Below are 18,756 nucleotides of genomic sequence, written 5' to 3' on the forward strand. Positions count from 1 at the left end.
CGAGTCAGTCCCGGTTGTTCCAGTTCTCACGCTCACAGCCCCGCGATCTTGAGCGGGGTGTTCAGCGAAATCTGATCATCATTTCCGTGAGATGCGCGAAAAGCGCGGCAAGGAGCCACGCCGCCACCATCGGCCAGTCCGCGCCGGTCAGCGCCGCCCGGACAGCCAGCATCAGCGCTGCGCCCGACGCGAGATTCGAGAGCAGGGCGCCCGTCGATGGGCCGCGCCCGGAAAACAGCTTCAGGCTCACGAGAGCCAGCGCCTCGACGGCGACGAGGACGACGATGATGTCGACGATGCGCCCACTGGCGAAAAGGTCCGCCATCTCACGCGCCCCAGGCATGCGGGTTGAGCCGCACGATGGTGAGATTGAGACAAGCGGCGACGCTGACCCAGGCCAGATAGGGCAGGTTCAGCAGGCCCGCGATCGGCGAGGCGTGGCCGACCGTCAGGGCGAGGGCGACGATGGAGAGCCAGAGCAATCCAACCTCGACCAAGGCCCAGTCCGGCCGGCGCAGGCGGAAGAAGATCCAGCTCCAGGCGATGTTAAGGACGCTGTTGACCGTGAACACCGCGACGAGCCGCGCCCGTGCGGCGGGCTCCGGGTCGGCGTTCCAGGCCAGCACCGCCGAGGTCGCCGTGAGCGCGATGATGACGCTCCAGATCGGCCCAAAGGCCCAATCCGGCGGCTTCCAGGCCGGGAACCGCAGGGCGAAGTACCAAGCATCGGTGCGCGTGGCCACTCCACCCGCCACGGCGACGGCGAGCGCCGCGAAGGCGGTGACGAGGGCCGGACCCCATTCGCCCGCGAACATCGTCGTCACGGCGAAACCCAGCGGAACAGATGCGCCAGATCCTTGAAGAAGATGCGCGCATGGGCCGCCGGTTTGGCGCGGACCAGTTCCTTGTTCATGTAGGCGTCCCAGGTGAGTTGCTGGACATCCTTGTCCTTGCAGATGGAGACGAAGCGCTCCCTCAGCCCATCGCTGCGGTACCAGACCCACTGCATCATCCCGAGGATCCAGAACACGCGCCCGTGCAGGCGCATGAACGACTTCCGCGCGCTCGCCAGCGCCCGCGCGTCGCCGGTCGCCAGGAAGGCTTCGGCCGCCTGAGCGGAGAGCCGGCCGCCGAGCATCGCGTAGTAGATTCCTTCGCCCGAGGCCGGGGCGACGACCCCGGCCGCGTCGCCGGCCAGCAGGACGTCGCGGCCGTTGTCCCACCGCTTCAGCGGCCTCAGGGGAATCGGCGCCCCCTCGCGACGGACCGTCTCGCACGCATCGAGTCCGGTTGCGGCGCGCAGATCGCGGATCGCCGAACGCAGCGAGAAGCCCTTCTGCATGCTGCCGGTGCCGATGCTCATCGTGTCGCCGTGGGGGAAGATCCAGGCATAGAAGTCCGGCGAGAGACGGCCCTGGTAATAGACATCGCAGCGCGTTCCGTCGTGCGCCTCGGCGGAAGGGCTGCGGACGATCTCGTGATAGGCGAAGACTTGGCGCATCTTCGCGTGGCCCGGTATCTCGGCCCGGCCGACCGGTGATGTCGCTCCATCGGCGCCGACGACGAGGCGGGCTCTCACCGAAACCGCGGGACCGTCCTTGCCCTCCCGATAATGCACCGTCGCGAGGTTCGCCTCGTCGCGGGTGATGCGCTCGAACACGCCATCGCGGCACTCGGCGCCAGCAAGCCGGGCGCGGTCCCGCAGCCACGGATCGAAGTGAGCGCGATCGACCATGCCGACGAAGCCGTCGCCCACCGGCATGTCCACATGGCGCGCGCTCGGGGCGATCATCCGGGCGCTGCGAATGCGGGCCAGCAGCAGCTCATCGGGGATCGCGAAATCGCGGATCAGGCGAGGCGGAATCGCGCCGCCGCAGGGCTTGATCCGACCCGCCCGGTCGAGAAGCAGGACCCGGCGACCGCCGCGCGCCAGATCGGTCGCCGCGGTCGCCCCCGCCGGGCCGCCGCCCACCACCACGACGTCGAAGAGATCGGAAGCGCCGTGGTGGGTCATGGGCTACCTCGCGTCGAAACCGGGGGTGAGGTGGAACGAAGCCGTCTGCGTCAGCGGGTTGGCGCGTCTTCCGACGGAGGCGTGCTCGACCCGCAGTGCGATCAGCATGGCGACGATGAAGAGTACGCCCTCCGCCGCGAAGACGACCGCGTAGGCGGTGACCGGCTCCGTAGCGACGAGGCGGGCAAGGTCGACGGCGAGCGTACCGAGGAAGCCGCCGGCGCCGAAGGCGACGCCCTGTGCGGCGCCCCATACCCCCATGCGGGTGCCGCGTTCCGCCTCGCCGCCGCGTCCCGCGAGGGCCATCATCGAGCCGATGGCCGCCACCGCGTAGACGCCGTTGCCGAAGCCGAGCGCGGCCACCGCCGCCCGCAGCGGAAATTCGGGTCCGATGGGTCCGCCGAGGGCGATCGCCCCGAGCGCGAGCGCCGAGAGCGCGCAGCCGATGGCGGTCCAGACCTTGAGCGAGCCGAGGATCGGGCCACCGACGAAGACCGTGATGCCGGCGACCATCAGCATACCGGCCAGCACCCCGCCGTGCTGAAGCCCAGCGAGCTTCGTCGTCGCCCCCGGACTCATGGCGAAGACGAGCCCGGCATAGGGTTCGAGGATCAGTTCCTGCGCGCTGTAGGCCAGCATCGAGACGAAGATGAAGACCGTGAAGCGCCGCGCCGCGGGCTCAGCCAGCACCTGCGCCAGCACGGCGCGGAACGGCGGCTTCTCGGTCTGTTGAGGAGGGCTCGCGGCGGGGCGATGCGGCTCGAGACCGATCACGGCCAGGGCGGCCACCGCGAAGGCCACGAGGGAGACGGTGCCTGAGACCGTGACGAGCCGAAGCCCCGAGAAGGGATCGAGGAAGTGACCGGCGAGCGGCGCGGTGACCGCGAAGCCAGCGATCATCATCACCCAGACGATGGTGGCGGCTGCGCCACGACGGCTCGATTCGACACCCGTCGCCAGCAGCACGAGGAGATTGGTGCCCGCAGCGCCAGCTCCCATGCCGACGAGCAGGAAGGCGGCGACCGCCAGCGTCAGGCCCGCAGACAGGGAGGTCTCGGCGAGCGCCGTCGCGACGGCTGCGCCGAAGCCGCCCAGGCACAGGGCCGCCATGCCGCCGACGATCCAGGGCGTGCGCCGCCCGCCGATATCCGAGCCGTAGCCCCAGCGCGGGCGCAGGACTTGGGCCGCGTAATGGAGGGCGACCAAGGCGCCCGGCACCAGGGCGGGCAGCGCCAGCTCGACCACCATGACCCGGTTGATCGTCGAGGTCATCAACACGATGACGGCTCCGAGCGCCGTCTGAACGAGGCCGAGCCGGACGATCTGGAGCCAGGAGAAGGAGGAGGGTTGGCTGGTCATGGCACGACCCCTTGCACGAGGGGCCGCAGGGCGAAAGCCGCGACCAGCATGCCGAGGACGTAGAGGGTTGTGCCGGTGCCGTTGTACCAAGCGGCCCGAGCCCGCGGATCCTTCAGGAAATGCGCCATCAGGCCCAGCTGTCCGGCGAGCAGGAGGCCGACCGCCCCGGCATGCCAGGGTCGATCCCAGCTGAGCAGGAGAGAGACCACCAGGGTCTGCGGCAAGGCCATCACGAGGCAGGCGAAGAGGGCGGCGTAGCGCGGTCCCATCTGCACCGGGATCGACCGCAGGCCGAGCGCCCGGTCCCCCTCGACCGACTTGAAGTCGTTGAGGGTCATGATGCCGTGGGCGCCGATCGCGTAGAGGAGCGCCACGGTCACGACCCGTCCGTCCGGCATCGCGGCCGCCATCACGGCGGCCCCGGTGAACCACGGAAGACCCTCGTAGCAGAGCCCGCAGGCGGCGTTGCCCCACCAGCCGTTCCGTTTCAGCCGGATCGGGGGCGCCGAGTAGATCCAGGCCAGGACGAGTCCGAACAGAGCGGCGCCGAGAATCCAGGGCCCCAGCATGGCAGCGACGACGAGGGACAGGAACGTCCAGCCCCCCGCGAGGTAGAGCCCCCAGCGCCCTGGGATACGACCGGAGGGAATGGGGCGGTTCGGCTCGTTGATGGCGTCGACGTCCCGGTCGAACCAATCATTCGCGGCCTGACTCGTGGCGCAAACCAGCGGACCCGCGAGCACAACCCCTGCGGCGATCACCGGCCATTGTCCTGACGGCGCTTGGCCGGATGAGACGACACCGCAGGCAAAGGCCCACATCGGTGCGAACCAAGTGATCGGCTTGAGAAGCTCGACGACTGCGCTTGGTGCGGGCGTGGCCATGCCGGAAGCTAGTGGCCCGCCGCTCCATGTGTCAACATAACTTTACATGTTTGGGAGGAATTTCAGATGACAACCGCTACGTGACATAGCTGCATTATACTTCATATCGCTTGCGTCAGGCGTCGTCGTCCGGCGGAGTTTCCGTATCGCCGGTATCAAGATCACCGATGCCGTAACGGCGCATCTTGGCATAGAGGCCCTGTCTGCTGAGACCGAGCATCTCGGCCGCCGAGGCGCGATTGTCGCGGGTGATGCGCAGGGCCGCCTCGATACAGAGCTTCTCGATGAGGTCGGTCGTCTCGCGGACCAACGCCTTCATGGACACCCGCCCCACCAACTCGGTCATCTGCTCGACGGAGCGCGGTAGTTCGTGCCCGCCGGAATGGACCGGCGCGGCTCGGCGCGGCGTCGCCCGAATGGTGAAGCCGAGGCAGGGTTGTTCGGCGGACGGCGCCGAGACCGCCGCGACCTCTACGTCTTCCAGCGACCCGTAATCGCCTCGCATCACCGTCGAGAAGTGGCGCACGGAGCCGTGCTCGCGCAACGTCGCGAACAGGGCCAGCGTCTCCGTCTCCTCACGCCCGAGCCAACGGTCGAGCGGTTGACCGCGTACCTGCTCCTCGGTCGCAAGCTGTACGAGATCGAGAAAGGCGGTGTTCGCCGTGAGAATACGCCGAGCCGGATCGGTGACGACGAAGCCTTCGGGTATGCGCCGGATCACGTCGAGAGCGCCCCCGTCCGTCGCGAGCTGCCCCGCACGGACCGCGGCGAGGGGGGAGAGACGCAGCAGGATCGAGGTCGAGCCCTCGCTGCGGAACAGGGACGCCGAGAGGCGGGTCTCGCCGCGGCCCCCGGTGAGTCGCACCACGACATCCCCCGCCTGGCCCGACGTGCGGAGGCCGGCGAACAAAGCGGCGATGTCGCGGGTGGCGGTGACCTCGAACAGATCGGCCACGTCCTGACCGAGGATCCGCTTGTGCGGGCGGCCGAGAAGACGGGCCGCGGCTGGGTTCGCCTCGCTGACGCGCCGCGTTCCGGCATCCGCCACGAGCACCGGCTCGCCCGATAGCTGGAACAGCAGTTTGTAGCGGGTCTCGGCGGAACGAAGGCGATCGTAATCCCGCTCCAGCGCCTGCTGCGTATCGGCGAGCCGCCTCTGCAGGCCTGCCAGGGTGCGCAGATCCTGGCCCACCACGATGATGGGGCCGTCTTTCTGGGGCCGAAGGCCGGCATAGCGGATCGGTACGTCGGGGCCGTTCCGGGACGGATGATTGACCTGCCGCCAGCGCGTCATCGTCCCGGCGGCGGCGTCGCGCAGGAGCGCGTCGATCTTCGGTCGGCTCTCCACGGTGACGGTGTCGACCCAGGCGCGACCGCGCCACGAAGCGATGTCCTCCGATTCGAAATCCAACGCCGCGGTGGCCGTCTCCTGAATCACCCCGTCGCTACCGACGATCAGCGAGATGTCGCTCGTTGCCGCAAGAAGGATCCCGGCCGCCTCGCTGTCGAGGAGGCTGGCCGCCTGTTGCAGCGCCGGGGACGGCGTCTGCGGGGAATGGCTCGCCAAGCTGCTCAAGATCACCGCTTCGTGAAGACGCGAAAGAGGTCCTTTCAACAGGCCCGGGACCGCATTTCAAGCAAGCTCTCGGAAATCAAGGGGGCAAGGCGGCCATCCTCAGCCGTCGCGTCGGCGCCGACGAGGCCGACGTGATCGGGATGACGCACGAAATACGGCCCGCCGACGAGGATTCGGAGACTCGGATTCCGAGATGCCAAGCGCAACGCTGCGATGGTTCGGGACAGAATCGGAAAGAGCACGTCGCAGGACAGCGTGAGGCCGATCACGTCGAACCATTCGCGGGCGACGAGTTCCGTTGGGTCGAGGCCGGGATCAAAGCCGGCGGTCGTGACGTCCCATCCCGATTCGCGAAAGATGCCGGCCAGTACCGCGAGGCAGAACACGTGCGTTTCGCCGGGACACGGCAGGATCAGGATGCTCCGATCCTGCGGTGTGACCGACTCATCTCCGAAACGAGCGCAGAGATCGCGCACCACGGCCTGGAGCCGTCCGAGCGCCACCGTGACCTCGACGAAATCGCACGTGTCGTCTTCCCATAGCTGTCCGAGCTGCCGCGCGGCCGGGGTCAGCAACTCGACGAGAACGCTTTCCAGCGTCAGGCCCTCGTCGAGGAAACGCAGCAAATGGATCGTGAGGTCGCCCTCAACCCGGGAGAGCAGAAGATCGCACAGCCGCTCGATGTCTTCGTTTGTCGGCTGCCGGTCCCTCGCGGCAGGTGGAAGGGCCGTTCGCCCGCGATGGACGAGCATCAGGCGCGGCAGGATCTCGGCTTCCACGACACTTGCGAGCCGTCGGCGCATTCGCTCGCCGTCCGGCTGGAAATCGAAGGCGGAAACCGTGAGCGCCTCGCCTGCACCACCGCATTCGCGTGGCGAGGCAGGCAACTCCAAGCGCTCGCCGAAATGCCTCCAGCCTCCCATGGGTCACTCCCAAGGCAGCAGCGCATCACGCAGATTAGTGCAGGATACCCTGTCACACCCGTTGGTCAGGTGTTGTCAGCGTCACGATACGCCTCTTCCGTGCGTTGGCAATGGCTCTAATTGAATACATTCAAAACAATTGTCAGCGGCTATGAGCGTCAAGCTGGATTGACACTTCCGCAACCCCGGGCCTAGGCTCCGGGTCGGGATGAGGCCCTGCGCAGACGGGGCCCAAGGCGAGCGGAGGCGGAGGCCATGCGGCAACGCCAGGGCCGACAGAGAGCGCTCTACACGAGCGAGGAGCGCCATCGGCGCGATGCTTCGCCTTGGACCCTGGTTCAGGGCGTGCTGGCACCGCTGCAATTTCTGGTTTTTCTGATCAGTCTCGTGCTGGTCCTGCGGACTCTCGCGACCGGAGAAGGTGCGGAAGCGGCCCATGCCTCGATCGTCGTCAAGACGCTCGTTCTCTACGCGATCATGGTGACCGGCTCGATTTGGGAGAAGGCGGTGTTCGGCCGCTACCTGTTCGCGCCGGCCTTCTACTGGGAAGACGTGTTCAGCATGCTCGTGCTGGCGCTGCACACGGCCTACCTCATCGCTCTCGCCACGCATCTTCTCGATACGAGCGGGCTCCTCGTTCTCGCGCTCGCGGCTTATGCCACCTACCTGATCAATGCCGGCCAGTTCCTGCTCAAGCTGCGGGCGGCCCGGCTCGAGGCGCCGACGTCGCTGACCCTGGCCGGGGAGGGCGCCCGGTGAACGCCCACGCCCCTCTCCAGACGCACGCTGCCGCCGATTGCGGTCCCGAGATCCGGGTCGAGCGCGGCCAGAGGGCGGTGTTCTGTGGCCTCACCGGCATCGTCTGGCTGCACCGCAAGATTCAGGATGCGTTCTTCCTGGTCGTCGGCTCTCGGACCTGCGCGCACCTGATCCAGTCGGCCGCCGGTGTGATGATCTTTGCCGAGCCGCGCTTCGCGACCGCGATCATCGACGAGCGCGACCTCGCCGGCCTCGCCGACATGAACGAAGAGCTGGACCGGGTGGTCACCCGGCTGATCGAGCGACGGCCCGATATCAAGCTCCTCTTTCTCGTCGGCTCCTGCCCCTCCGAGGTAATCAAGCTCGACCTGTCGCGGGCGGCCCTGCGGCTGTCGCAACGCCTCGCGCCGGATGTGCGGGTGCTCAACTATTCGGGCTCCGGCATCGAGACGACCTTCACCGAGGGTGAGGATGCCTGCCTCGCGGCCCTCGTCCCCGGCCTCCCCGAATCGCGGACGGCCAGCGGCGATCTGCTCGTCGTCGGCGCCCTCGCGGATGTGGTCGAGGACCAGTTCACCCGGCTCTTCGCCGAACTCGGCATCCGCGCCCACTTCCTGCCCGCGCGACGCTCCGGCGACATGCCCGCCATCGGGCGCGGCATGCCGTATCTGCTGGCCCAGCCCTTCCTCACGGGCACCGCCCGGGCGCTCGACGAGCGCGGCGCGCGTCGGATCCCGGCTCCGTTCCCGCTCGGTGCCGAGGGGACCACGGGCTGGCTTCAGGCGGCGGTCGATGTGTTCGGTGTCGATCCGACCCAGTTCGAGACCGTGACCGCGCCGGGGCGCGCGCGGGCCGATCGGGCGCTGGCCCGCTACCGCGAACGGCTCGCGGGCAAGCGGATCTTCTTCTTCCCCGATTCGCAGCTAGAGGTACCGCTCGCGCGCTTCCTCTCGCGCGAGCTCGGCGCCGATCTGATCGAGGTGGGAACGCCCTACCTGCACCGTGCCCATCTCGCGGCCGAACTCGAACTCCTGCCCAAGGGCACCCGAATCGTGGAGGGGCAGAGCCTCGATGACGGGCTCGACCGGTGCCGGGACGCGCGGCCGGATCTCACCGTGTGCGGTCTGGGGCTCGCCAATCCCCTGGAGGCGGAGGGGCTCTCGACCAAGTGGTCGATCGAACTCCTGTTCACGCCGATCCAGGGATACGATCAGGCAGGCGACCTCGCCGAACTCTTCGCCCGCCCGCTCCACCGCCGCACCCGGTTGGAGGTGTAGCGATGCAGCTCACCGTTTGGACCTACGAGGGGCCGCCGCATATCGGCGCCATGCGTGTCGCCACCGCGATGGAGGGCCTGCACTACGTCCTCCACGCGCCGCAGGGCGACACCTATGCCGACCTGCTCTTCACCATGATCGAGCGGCGCGAGAAGCGCCCGCCCGTCACCTATACGACCTTCCAGGCGCGCGACCTCGGCGGGGACACCGCCCTGCTGTTCAAGGATGCGGTGGCGCAGGCCCATGCCCGCTTCCGGCCGCAGGCGATGATCGTCGGCGCCTCCTGCACGGCGGAGCTGATCCAGGACGATCCCGGAGGACTGGCCAAGGCCCTGGCCCTGCCGATCCCGGTGATCCCGCTGGAGCTGCCGGCCTATCAGAAGAAGGAGAATTGGGGCGCCTCCGAGACCTTCTACCGGCTGGTCCGTGCCCTCTCCGGTCCTGCCGTCGTGCGCGCCCCGCGCGAGGGACGCCGTCCGAGTTGCAACATCCTCGGTCCCACGGCGCTCGGCTTCCGCCACCGCGACGACCTGATCGAGATCCGGAAGATCCTGGAAGCGCTCGGCATCGAGGTGAACGTAGTGGCCCCGCTCGGCGCGAGCCCTGCCGACCTCGGGCGCCTGGGTGCCGCCGACTTCAACGTCGTCCTCTATCCCGAGATCGCTCGCGCGGCGGCGCAGCACCTTGAGAAGACCTTCCGTCAGCCCTTCATCGACATCGTCCCCATCGGCGTGGGTGCAACGATCCGGTTCGTCGAGGCGGTGGCGGCGCTGGCCGGTGTCGATCCGGCGCCCGTCCTCGGCGGCGTGCCGTCGCGACTGCCCTGGTACTCCCGATCCGTCGATTCGACCTACCTCACCGACAAGCGCGTCTTCATTTTCGGCGACGCGACCCATGCGCTCGGCATCGCCCGCGTGGCCGCCCAGGAACTCGGTTTCCGCGTCGTCGGACTCGGCACCTACAGCCGCGAATTCGCCCGCGAGGTCCGGGCGGAAGCCGCCGCTCTCGGCATCGAGGCGATCATCGCCGAGGACTATCTCGACGTCGAAGCCGTGATCCAGGCGGCCCAGCCCGAACTGGTGCTGGGCACCCAGATGGAGCGCCACGTCGCCAAGCGGCTGGGCATCCCCTGCGCGGTGATCTCGGCCCCCGTCCATGTGCAGGATTTCCCGGCCCGCCACTCGCCTCAGATGGGCTTCGAGGGCGCCAACGTCCTGTTCGACACCCTCGTCCATCCCCTGATGATGGGGCTGGAGGAACACCTGCTCGGGATGTTCCGTGAGGACCCCGAGTTCCACGATGGCGCTGCCCCCTCGCATCTCGGTCGCACGAGTGTCGAGCCGGCCGCCATGGGGCGGGTGCCGGCGGCTCTACCGCTCGCCCCGGCGCCCGCTCCGATCGTGGTCGAGGCCGCACAGGTCACCGTGGACCCGATCCCGACCACCGCCTCCTGGAGCGCGGATGCCGAGAAGGAACTGAGAAAGATCCCGTTCTTCGTGCGCGGGAAGGCCCGCGCGAACACCGAGCGCTTCGCCCGCGAGCGGCAGCTCCCGCTCATCACCCTCGAGACCCTCTACGATGCCAAGGCGCATTTCGGCCGCTAGGCCCGACATCCGCATCGCCATCGTCACGCTCGACAATCACTTGGCGAGCGCGGTGGAGCGGGCACGTCTGCGCCTTGCCCACGACATGCCGGGTCTGACCCTGAGCTTCCACGCCGCGGCCGAATGGGAGACCGATCCATCGGCACTCACCGCCTGCCAGGCCGAGATCGCGCGGGCGGACATCGTCGTCTCGGCGATGCTGTTCCTCGACGAACATGTGCGGGCGATTCTTCCCGCGCTCACGGCGCGGCGCCCGCATTGCGATGCCATGATCGGCTGCCTCTCGGCCGCGGAGGTGGTGCGCACGACCCGCCTCAATCGCTTCGATATGAGCGGGGCCAAACGCTCGGCGCTGGATTTCCTGAAGAAGCTGCGCGGCAAGCCCGGCGCGGAGGGCAACGCCGCCCGCCAGATGGCGCTGGTCCGCAAGCTGCCTCAGATCCTGCGCTTCATTCCCGGATCGGCCCAGGATGTGCGCGCCTATTTTCTGACGCTGCAATACTGGCTCGCCGGCTCCGACGAGAACGTCGCCGGTCTGGTCCGGTTTCTCGTGCAGCGCTACGCCGCCGGCCCGCGAGCCGCATGGCGTGAGATCGCCGCCGCGCCGGCCCCGCTGCACTATCCCGAGACGGGCCTCTACCATCCGCGCATGCCGGGCCGGGTCGGGGAGGATGCCGCCCGCCTGCCTTCCATGTCGGGGGCAAGGGGGCGGGTCGGCCTCCTGCTGATGCGGTCGTATGTTCTGGCCGGGAACACGGCGCATTATGACGGCGTGATCGCCGCCCTCGAATCGCGCGGCCTCTCCGTCGTTCCCGCCTTCGCCGCCGGCCTCGACAACCGCCCGGCGGTCGAGGCCTTCTTCGAGCGGGACGGGCGACCGGTTATCGACGCCCTGGTCTCGCTCACCGGCTTCTCCCTGGTGGGCGGGCCCGCCTACAACGACGCGGCGGCGGCGGAAGGTTTGCTGGCTCGGCTCGACGTTCCGTATCTCGCCGCCCAGGCGCTCGAATTCCAGACGATCGAGCAGTGGCAGGAGGGCGATCGCGGCCTCTCGCCGGTCGAGGCCACCATGATGGTCGCGATTCCCGAACTCGACGGCGCCACCGCGCCGATGGTGTTCGGCGGTCGCTCCTCCGCCTCCGGCCCGGACAACGCCCGCGACATGCGCGTGCACCCGGAGCGGGCCGCGCGCCTAGCCGACCGGGTCGAGCGGCTGGTGGCGCTCCGGCGCAAGGCGAGGGCCGAGCGGCGGCTCGCCATCGTGCTGTTCAATTTCCCGCCGAATGCCGGTGCCACGGGCACCGCCGCCTTCCTCTCAGTCTACGCTTCGCTGCTCAACACCCTGCGGGGCTTGGCCGCCGACGGTTACGACGTCGACGTGCCGGAAAGCGCCGACGCGCTGCGCGAAAGGCTTCTCGGCGGCAATGCGGCGCGCTTCGGCACCGCCGCCAACGTCCATGCCCGTATCTCGGCGGAGGATCATGTTCGCCGCGAACCTCATCTCGGTGAGATCGAGGCGCAATGGGGCCCGGCCCCCGGACGCCATCAGAGCAACGGCGCCGACATCCTCGTCCTCGGCGTTCAACTCCGGAACGTCTTCGTCGGGGTGCAGCCTGCCTTCGGCTACGAGGGCGATCCCATGCGGCTGCTGTTCGAGCACGGTTTCGCTCCGACCCACGCCTTCAGCGCCTTCTACCGCTACCTGCGCGAAGACTTCGCCGCCGATGCAGTCCTGCATTTCGGCACCCACGGCGCGCTGGAATTCATGCCGGGCAAGCAGACCGGCCTGTCGGAGCGATGCTGGCCCGAGCGACTGATCGGCGCCCTGCCGAACATCTATCTCTACGCCGCCAACAATCCCTCCGAGGGGACTTTGGCCAAGCGTCGCTCCGCCGCGACCCTGGTGAGCTACCTCACCCCGAGCCTCGCCGCCGCCGGGCTCTATCGCGGACTGATCGACCTCAAGGCTTCGGTCGAGCGCTGGCGGGCGCTCGAGCCCGAAGCCGCCGCCGAGCGGGCGAGCTTGGTCGAGGTGATCCAGTCCCAGGGCGCGGCGCTGGACCTCACCGCCGCCGAGCCCGCGTGGCACGGCGATGTCGCGGAGCGGGTTTCCGCGCTCGCCGCGGCGCTGACGGAACTCGAACACACCCTGATCCCGCACGGGCTGCACGTCGTCGGCGAAGGAATGCCGTCCGAGGATCGTATCGACCTGCTGATGGCTCTGGCGGAGGCCTCGCACGGGTTGAAGCCCGCGCGAAACGGGATCGAGTTGCTGATCGGGGGGGCGGCTCTCAACGAGGCGCTTTCGGCCGCGGGCCTTCCGCTCGACGAGACCGGTCGCTCCGCCTTCGCCGATCTCGCCCGGATCGATCGCGACTTGTCCCGCGATCACGAGATCCCGGCGCTGCTGCGGGCGCTCGACGGGCGCTTCGTCCCCCCGGTTGCGGGCGGCGACCTTCTGCGCAATCCGTCGATCCTCCCGACGGGACGCAATCTCCACGGCTTCGACCCATACCGCCTTCCCTCCGCCTTCGCCGTTGCCGACGGTGCGCGCCAAGTGGCCCGTGTGCTGGAGCGCTACACCGCCGAGGGGAAGCCCCTGCCGGAGAGCGTCGCCATCGTCCTGTGGGGCACCGACAACCTTAAGAGCGAGGGCGGGCCGATCGCCCAGGCGCTGGCCCTCATCGGCGCCGCACCGCGCTTCGACGGCTACGGTCGCCTCGCCGGTGCCGAGCTGATCCCGCTCGACATACTCGGCCGTCCTCGCATCGACGCCGTCGTCACCCTCTCCGGCATCTTTCGCGATCTACTCCCGCTCCAGACCAAACTCCTGGCAGAGGCGAGTTACCTCGCGGCGACGGCCGACGAGCCAAGCGACACCAACTACGTGCGCAAGCACGCGCTCGCGATTCAGGCCGAGCAGGGCTGCGATATGGAGACGGCGGCCCTCCGTGTCTTCTCCAACGCGGAGGGGGCCTACGGCGCCAACGTCAATCACCTCGTGGAGTCGGGCCGGTGGGACGACGCCGACGAGCTGTGCGAGACCTTCTCGAAGCGCAAATCCTTCGCCTATGGCCGCAACGGCCGCCCGGCGCCGCAGCGCGAATTGATGCGCGCGGTGCTGGCCAGGGTCGACCTCGCCTACCAGAATCTCGATTCCGTCGAACTCGGCGTCACGAGCGTCGACCATTATTTCGACGGGCTCGGCGGCATGAGCCGGGCCGTCGCCCGCGCCCGCGGGTCGGCAGTGCCGGTCTATATCAGCGACCAGACCAGGGGTGAGGGCCGCGTCCGCTCCCTGGACGAGCAGGTGGCGCTGGAAACGCGCACCCGCATGCTCAATCCGAAATGGTACGAGGGTCTGCTCGGCCACGGCTATGAAGGTGTGCGCCAGATCGAGGCGACGCTGACGAACACCGTCGGCTGGTCGGCCACCGCGGGGGCGGTGCAGCCCTGGATCTACGAGCGGATCACCGAAACCTACGTGCTGGATCCGGCGATGCGTGAGCGCATGGCCGCGCTCAATCCCACGGCCTGCGCCAAGGTCGCGAGCCGCCTGATCGAAGCCCATCGTCGCGGCTTCTGGACCCCCGACGCCGCCACCCGCGACGCGCTCGACCGCGCCGAGGAGGAGCTGGAGGACCGGCTCGAGGGCGTGACACCCGGCATCACCGCAGGAGTCGCGGCATGAACATCGCCATTCGGAACCCCGTGCCGCTGCGCCGCGAGGAGGGCAGCGTCCAGGTCGCCCTCGACCCGTCCGACAGGATCGAGACCGCGAAGGTCTTCGCCGTCTACGGCAAGGGCGGTATCGGCAAGTCGACCACCTCGTCGAACCTCTCGGTCGCCTTCTCGAAGCTCGGCAAACGGGTGCTCCAGATCGGCTGCGACCCCAAGCACGATTCGACCTTCACCCTGACGAAGCGCCTCGCGCCGACCGTCATCGACGCGCTCGAATCGGTGAACTTCCACTCTGAGGAGCTGCGGCCCGAGGATTACGTCGTCGAAGGCTATAACGGCGTGATGTGCGTCGAGGCCGGCGGCCCGCCCGCCGGCACCGGTTGCGGCGGCTACGTCGTCGGGCAGACGGTAAAGCTCCTCAAGGAGCATCACCTGTTGGAGGACACCGACGTCGTCGTGTTCGACGTCCTCGGCGACGTGGTCTGCGGCGGCTTCGCCTCGCCGCTCCAGCATGCCGACCGCGCGCTGATCGTCACCGCCAACGACTTCGACTCGATCTTCGCGATGAACCGGATCGTCGCGGCGATCCACGCCAAATCGAAGAATTACGGCGTGCGGCTGGGCGGCGTCATCGCCAACCGCTCGGCCAAGACCGACGAGATCGACCGGTTCAACGACGCGGTCGGCCTGCGCCGCCTCGCCCATTTCCCCGATCTCGACGTGGTGCGTCGCTCGCGCCTCAAGAAATCGACGCTGTTCGAGATGGAGGATTCGCCCGAACTCAGAGCCGTCACCGACGAATACATGCGCCTCGCCGAGACGCTCTGGGCCGGGGAAGACCCGTGCGAGGCCGTTCCGATGAAGGATCGCGACCTGTTCGAATTCCTCGGCTTCGATTGATCGGATCGCGTGATGAGCAGCTACGTCACCCGCCGATCCCAGCTCGAAACCTATTTCGATCGCACCGCCGTCGAGGCGTGGTCGCGGCTCACTTCGGACGCGCCGGTCTCGAAGATCCGCGCCACCGTACGCGCCGGTCGTGACGCCATGCGGACGACGCTGCTCGACTGGTTGCCCGCCGACATGCGCGGCCTGCGCCTGCTCGATGCCGGCTGCGGCACCGGAGCGCTGGCCGTGGAGGCGGCGCGCCGCGGCGCTCATGTGACGGCGATCGACGTGTCGCCGACCCTGATCGGACTCGCCCGCGAGCGCCTCCCGGAGATCGCCGGGCCCGGCTCCATCGAGTTCCATGTCGGCGATATGCTCGATCCCTGGCTCGGGCGCTTCGACCACGTCGTCGCGATGGATTCGCTGATCCACTACCAAGCACCCGACATCGTCCGGGCCTTGGCCGAGCTGTCCTTGCGCACGGACGGCAGCATCGTCTTCACCGTGGCGCCCCGCACCGCGCTGCTCACGCTGATGCATGCCGCGGGCAAGTTCTTCCCGAAGGCCGACCGGGCGCCCGCCATCGTCCCGATCACCGAGGGCGGCTTGCGTCGCCGGATCAGTCGGGAGCCGGCCCTGGAGCGTTTCGCGGTGGAGCGTACGCGGCGGATCAACAGCGGGTTCTACCTCTCCAACGCGATCGAGCTGACGAAATCCCCATCCTCCAACCATCACCCTCATGCTGAGGAGCCGGAGCGTAGCGGAGGCCTCGAGGGAGGGCTCCAGCCGGTCGCGCAATCCTTCGAGCCCTCCTTCGAGGCTGCTTCGCAGCACCTCAGGATGAGGGGAGGGAATGGGAGTGCGGGAGGTCGGTCGGCATGAAGTCCGGCCTCACCCTCACGCAGGCCCTCCTGCGCCTCGGCCCGGCGATCCTCCCCTTTGCCGATGCCGCGACGAAGGAGCTGCCGCTCGGGCGGCTGATGCGGCTGGCGCTGTTTCAGGTCACGGTCGGCATGGCGGCCGTGCTGCTGATCGGCACGCTGAACCGCGTCATGATCGTCGAACTCGCGGTCCCGGCCTGGATCGTGGCGGTGATGCTGTCCCTGCCGCTGCTGTTCGCCCCCTTGCGGGCGCTGGTCGGCTTCCGATCCGACACGCACCGCTCGGTGCTGGGCTGGCGGCGGGTGCCCTATATCTGGTTCGGCACGCTGCTGCAGTTCGGCGGGCTGGCGATCATGCCGTTCGCCCTGCTGATCCTGTCGGGGGACACCACCGGCCCGCTCTGGGTCGGTCACGCCGCCGCCGCACTCGCGTTCCTTCTCGTGGGGGCCGGCCTCCACACCACGCAGACCGTCGGCCTCGCGCTCGCCACCGACCTCGCCCCGGCCCATGCCCGCCCGAAGGTCGTCGCGCTGCTCTGCGCCATGCTGCTCGTCGGCATGATGGGCAGTGCGCTGCTGTTCGGGCTCGCGCTCGCGAACTTCTCCGCCGTCCGGCTGATCCAGGTGATCCAGGGCGCGGCCCTCATCACCATCGTTCTCAACGGCATCGCCCTGTGGAAGCAGGAGCCGCGCGATCCCGCGCGCACCGGCCGCGACGTCCCGCGTCCGAGCTTCTCGCAATCCTGGCACGGCTATGCCGGCGAGCCGACGGCGCGGCGCCGGTTGGTCGCGATCGGGCTGGGTACGGCGGCCTTCTCGATGCAGGACATTCTGCTCGAACCCTATGGCGGTCAGATCCTGGGACTCAGCGTCGGCCAGACCACGGCGCTCACGGCGATGCTGGCGGCGGGCGGCGGCCTCGGCCTCGTGGCGGCGGCGCGCTGGCTCGCCCGCGGCGGCGACCCTTACCGAGTCGCGGCGGTGGGTTCGGTCATCGGCATCCTCGCCTTCTCCGCCGTCGTCTTCGCGGCGCCGCTCGCCTCCGCCCGGCTGTTTGCCGCGGGGGTGACGCTGATCGGCATCGGCGGCGGCCTGTTCGCCCATGGCACGCTCACCGCCTCGATGGCCAAGGCCGGGCCGGACGACACCGGACTGGCGCTCGGCGCCTGGGGCGCGGTGCAGGCGACCGCCGCCGGGATGGCCATCGCGGCGAGCGGCATTCTGCGCGATGTCGGCGCGGCGGTGGCCCAGACCGGCGTGCTCGGCGAGGGCATGAACGAGCCGGCCATCGGCTACCTCATCGTCTACCACGTCGAGATCGCGCTCCTGTTCGCCACCCTCGTGGCGATCGGCCCGCTCGTGCGCATCGACAGCCCTGAGCCCGTGCGTCCGGACGAGGGACGCGCGCGACCCTTCGACCCCCTCGTCAATCGTCCCACCTGATCGGGAGGAGCGTCATGCCCAGAGGCGAGATCACCGGCTATATCGACGTCGCACAGATCACGCTCTACGCGTTCTGGCTCTTCTTCGCGGGGCTGGTCTTCTATCTGCGCCGCGAGGATCGCCGCGAGGGATATCCCCTTGAGAACGAGGCCGCGGGACGTCTGAAGTCCTACGATCCGGTGCTGATACCGACACCGAAGGCGTTCCGCCTGTCGAGCGGCCACACCACCTACGCGCCGGAGACCAACGTCGCCTACGAGACCGACGTGCCGGCGACCAAGCGCGAGCCCTGGCCGGGCGCACCTTATTTCCGCACCGACACCTCGCTCCAGGCCGGTGTCGGGCCGGGCTCCTGGACGCCGCGCCACGACGAGCACGACCGCACCTGGGACGGGCATTACCGAATCGTTCCCCTGCGGGTCGCCGACACCTTCGTGGTGCACGAGGCGGGCCCGAATCCCATCGGCATGTCGGTGCTGGGGGCCGACCGCACTGTTGCGGGCACCATCAGCGACCTCTGGGTCGACCGGGGTGAATCGTTCGTCCGGTACTACGAGGTCGAACTCGGCGCGGGCGGGCGCCGGGTGCTGATGCCGGCGACCTTCTGCACCACCAGCCTGTTCACCCGGACGGTCTCGACCGAGGCTCTGCTGGCTTCGCAATTCGCCGACGTACCCGGCCACAAGGATCCGGATTCGGTGACGCTGCTCGAGGAGGAGCGGATCATGGCCTATTTCGGCGCCGGAACCCTCTACGCCACGCCGGCCCGCGCGGAGCCGATCCTGTGAGCGAGTCGGATTTCCTCCCCGAGGGCACCCTGCGCGGGATGCCCGGCCCTTTGCCCGCGGGCGAACGCATCCTGTGGCGCGGCGCCCCGACCTGGCGCGGTGTCCTCACCCAGGTCTTCCATGTTCGTCCCGTCGTGGCGTGGTTCGCCGGCACCGCGACGCTGTTCGGCATCGCCGCCGCGGCTCAGGGCGGCGTGATGACGGCGCTCAGCGTGGTCGGTCCGACCCTGCTGATCGGCGGCGGCGGCATTGCGCTTCTCACGGTGCTGGCGTGGCTGGTCCACCGCACCACCGTCTACACGATCACCGACCGCCGGGTGGTCATGCATGTCGGAATCGCTCTGCCTATCACGCTGAACCTGCCCCATGCCCGGATCGAGGCGGCGGGCCTCCATCTTTTCGCGGACGGCACCGGCGACATACCCCTGCTTCTGCCGCCGGGCGAACGGATCGCCTATCTCCATCTCTGGCCGCATGCCCGGCCCTGGCGGGTGAGCCGCCCCGAGCCGATGCTGCGCTCGGTGCCCGAGGCGCGGGCGGTCGCGGAATGTCTGGCCAATGCGCTTGCGGCCGAGGGGCCGCGCGTCGCCGAGAGCCCGGTTGCGATCATGCCGGAGCGTTCGCGGGCCAGCTCGGCGCAGCCCGGCCGCCTTGCCGCAGCCGGATAAGGTCGAGGAGA

Annotated in this window: 16 protein-coding genes; 9 read left to right on the forward strand and 7 right to left on the reverse strand. The window is 68.9% G+C overall.

All coding sequences use genetic code 11. The annotated features are described in order from the left end of the window. Positions 1 to 61: 61 nt before the first annotated feature. The 7 genes from MFF26_RS20510 to MFF26_RS20540 form a co-directional block, all read right to left on the reverse strand. The gene (locus MFF26_RS20510) at positions 62 to 325 is read right to left on the reverse strand and encodes a hypothetical protein (protein WP_137828209.1); all 264 of its coding nucleotides are present in this window, start codon (positions 323 to 325) and stop codon (positions 62 to 64) included. A gap of 1 nt (position 326) precedes the next feature. Next, the gene (locus MFF26_RS20515; protein WP_171015415.1) at positions 327 to 815 is read right to left on the reverse strand and encodes a TspO/MBR family protein; all 489 of its coding nucleotides are present in this window, start codon (positions 813 to 815) and stop codon (positions 327 to 329) included. 5 nt (positions 816 to 820) lie between these two features. Continuing rightward, entirely contained in the window at positions 821 to 2,014 is a 1,194-nt protein-coding gene (locus MFF26_RS20520) for a geranylgeranyl diphosphate reductase (protein WP_137828207.1), read from the reverse strand. 3 nt (positions 2,015 to 2,017) lie between these two features. Then, entirely contained in the window at positions 2,018 to 3,373 is a 1,356-nt protein-coding gene (locus MFF26_RS20525) for a BCD family MFS transporter (protein WP_137828206.1), read from the reverse strand. Further along, complete coding sequence (gene chlG, locus MFF26_RS20530) at positions 3,370 to 4,257, reverse strand: chlorophyll synthase ChlG (protein ID WP_137828205.1); 888 nt, start codon at positions 4,255 to 4,257, stop codon at positions 3,370 to 3,372. The genes MFF26_RS20525 and chlG overlap by 4 nt, the downstream gene beginning before the upstream one ends. A 115-nt stretch (positions 4,258 to 4,372) precedes the next feature. Next, positions 4,373 to 5,824 (reverse strand): transcriptional regulator PpsR, encoded by a 1,452-nt coding sequence (gene ppsR / locus MFF26_RS20535; protein WP_137828254.1) that lies wholly within the window; start codon positions 5,822 to 5,824, stop codon positions 4,373 to 4,375. Between the two features lie 44 nt (positions 5,825 to 5,868). Further along, a complete protein-coding gene (locus MFF26_RS20540; RefSeq protein WP_137828204.1) occupies positions 5,869 to 6,756 on the reverse strand; it encodes a cobalamin B12-binding domain-containing protein in 888 nt (295 codons plus the stop codon). A 255-nt stretch (positions 6,757 to 7,011) separates the two neighbouring features. Between MFF26_RS20540 and bchF the strand changes: the two genes are divergently transcribed. The 9 genes from bchF to puhB are packed head-to-tail and all read left to right on the forward strand — an operon-like array spanning position 7,012 to position 18,745. Further along, positions 7,012 to 7,515 carry a 2-vinyl bacteriochlorophyllide hydratase gene (bchF, locus tag MFF26_RS20545; RefSeq protein WP_137828203.1) on the forward strand — a complete coding sequence of 168 codons (504 nt, stop codon included), beginning with the start codon at positions 7,012 to 7,014 and terminating at the stop codon, positions 7,513 to 7,515. Continuing rightward, positions 7,512 to 8,792 carry a ferredoxin:protochlorophyllide reductase (ATP-dependent) subunit N gene (locus MFF26_RS20550; RefSeq protein WP_137828202.1) on the forward strand — a complete coding sequence of 427 codons (1,281 nt, stop codon included), beginning with the start codon at positions 7,512 to 7,514 and terminating at the stop codon, positions 8,790 to 8,792. The genes bchF and MFF26_RS20550 overlap by 4 nt, the downstream gene beginning before the upstream one ends. 2 nt (positions 8,793 to 8,794) lie before the next feature. Further along, on the forward strand, positions 8,795 to 10,396 hold the full coding sequence (gene bchB, locus MFF26_RS20555) for a ferredoxin:protochlorophyllide reductase (ATP-dependent) subunit B (protein WP_238308478.1): 1,602 nt from the start codon (positions 8,795 to 8,797) through the stop codon (positions 10,394 to 10,396). Further along, complete coding sequence (locus MFF26_RS20560) at positions 10,371 to 14,087, forward strand: magnesium chelatase subunit H (protein ID WP_238308479.1); 3,717 nt, start codon at positions 10,371 to 10,373, stop codon at positions 14,085 to 14,087. The genes bchB and MFF26_RS20560 overlap by 26 nt, the downstream gene beginning before the upstream one ends. Further along, positions 14,084 to 14,977, forward strand: coding sequence for a ferredoxin:protochlorophyllide reductase (ATP-dependent) iron-sulfur ATP-binding protein (bchL, locus tag MFF26_RS20565; protein ID WP_137828199.1), 894 nt, complete (start codon positions 14,084 to 14,086; stop codon positions 14,975 to 14,977). Before MFF26_RS20560 ends, bchL begins: the two co-directional genes overlap by 4 nt. A gap of 12 nt (positions 14,978 to 14,989) precedes the next feature. Beyond that, complete coding sequence (gene bchM / locus MFF26_RS20570; RefSeq protein WP_373324507.1) at positions 14,990 to 15,847, forward strand: magnesium protoporphyrin IX methyltransferase; 858 nt, start codon at positions 14,990 to 14,992, stop codon at positions 15,845 to 15,847. After that, entirely contained in the window at positions 15,844 to 17,289 is a 1,446-nt protein-coding gene (locus tag MFF26_RS20575; protein ID WP_137828197.1) for a BCD family MFS transporter, read from the forward strand. The genes bchM and MFF26_RS20575 overlap by 4 nt, the downstream gene beginning before the upstream one ends. Positions 17,290 to 17,303: 14 nt before the next feature. After that, positions 17,304 to 18,077: a photosynthetic reaction center subunit H gene (puhA, locus tag MFF26_RS20580; RefSeq protein ID WP_137828196.1), complete on the forward strand. Its 774-nt coding sequence runs from the start codon at positions 17,304 to 17,306 to the stop codon at positions 18,075 to 18,077. Continuing rightward, positions 18,074 to 18,745 carry a photosynthetic complex putative assembly protein PuhB gene (gene puhB / locus MFF26_RS20585; protein ID WP_137828195.1) on the forward strand — a complete coding sequence of 224 codons (672 nt, stop codon included), beginning with the start codon at positions 18,074 to 18,076 and terminating at the stop codon, positions 18,743 to 18,745. The genes puhA and puhB overlap by 4 nt, the downstream gene beginning before the upstream one ends. Positions 18,746 to 18,756 lie beyond the last annotated feature (11 nt).

Source organism: Methylorubrum suomiense, assembly GCF_022179765.1.
GTDB lineage: Bacteria > Pseudomonadota > Alphaproteobacteria > Rhizobiales > Beijerinckiaceae > Methylobacterium > Methylobacterium suomiense.

What these genes read in the sequence shown, in the direction of transcription:
- MFF26_RS20510 (WP_137828209.1), bottom strand. Translation starts at nt 325, where the DNA reads ATGGCGGACCTTTTCGCCAGTGGGCGCATCGTCGACATCATCGTCGTC.
- MFF26_RS20515 (WP_171015415.1), bottom strand. Translation starts at nt 815, where the DNA reads ATGTTCGCGGGCGAATGGGGTCCGGCCCTCGTCACCGCCTTCGCGGCG.
- MFF26_RS20520 (WP_137828207.1), bottom strand. Translation starts at nt 2,014, where the DNA reads ATGACCCACCACGGCGCTTCCGATCTCTTCGACGTCGTGGTGGTGGGC.
- MFF26_RS20525 (WP_137828206.1), bottom strand. Translation starts at nt 3,373, where the DNA reads ATGACCAGCCAACCCTCCTCCTTCTCCTGGCTCCAGATCGTCCGGCTC.
- chlG (WP_137828205.1), bottom strand. Translation starts at nt 4,257, where the DNA reads ATGGCCACGCCCGCACCAAGCGCAGTCGTCGAGCTTCTCAAGCCGATC.
- MFF26_RS20540 (WP_137828204.1), bottom strand. Translation starts at nt 6,756, where the DNA reads ATGGGAGGCTGGAGGCATTTCGGCGAGCGCTTGGAGTTGCCTGCCTCG.
- bchF (WP_137828203.1), top strand. Translation starts at nt 7,012, where the DNA reads ATGCGGCAACGCCAGGGCCGACAGAGAGCGCTCTACACGAGCGAGGAG.
- bchB (WP_238308478.1), top strand. Translation starts at nt 8,795, where the DNA reads ATGCAGCTCACCGTTTGGACCTACGAGGGGCCGCCGCATATCGGCGCC.
- MFF26_RS20560 (WP_238308479.1), top strand. Translation starts at nt 10,371, where the DNA reads ATGCCAAGGCGCATTTCGGCCGCTAGGCCCGACATCCGCATCGCCATC.
- bchL (WP_137828199.1), top strand. Translation starts at nt 14,084, where the DNA reads ATGAACATCGCCATTCGGAACCCCGTGCCGCTGCGCCGCGAGGAGGGC.
- bchM (WP_373324507.1), top strand. Translation starts at nt 14,990, where the DNA reads ATGAGCAGCTACGTCACCCGCCGATCCCAGCTCGAAACCTATTTCGAT.
- MFF26_RS20575 (WP_137828197.1), top strand. Translation starts at nt 15,844, where the DNA reads ATGAAGTCCGGCCTCACCCTCACGCAGGCCCTCCTGCGCCTCGGCCCG.
- puhA (WP_137828196.1), top strand. Translation starts at nt 17,304, where the DNA reads ATGCCCAGAGGCGAGATCACCGGCTATATCGACGTCGCACAGATCACG.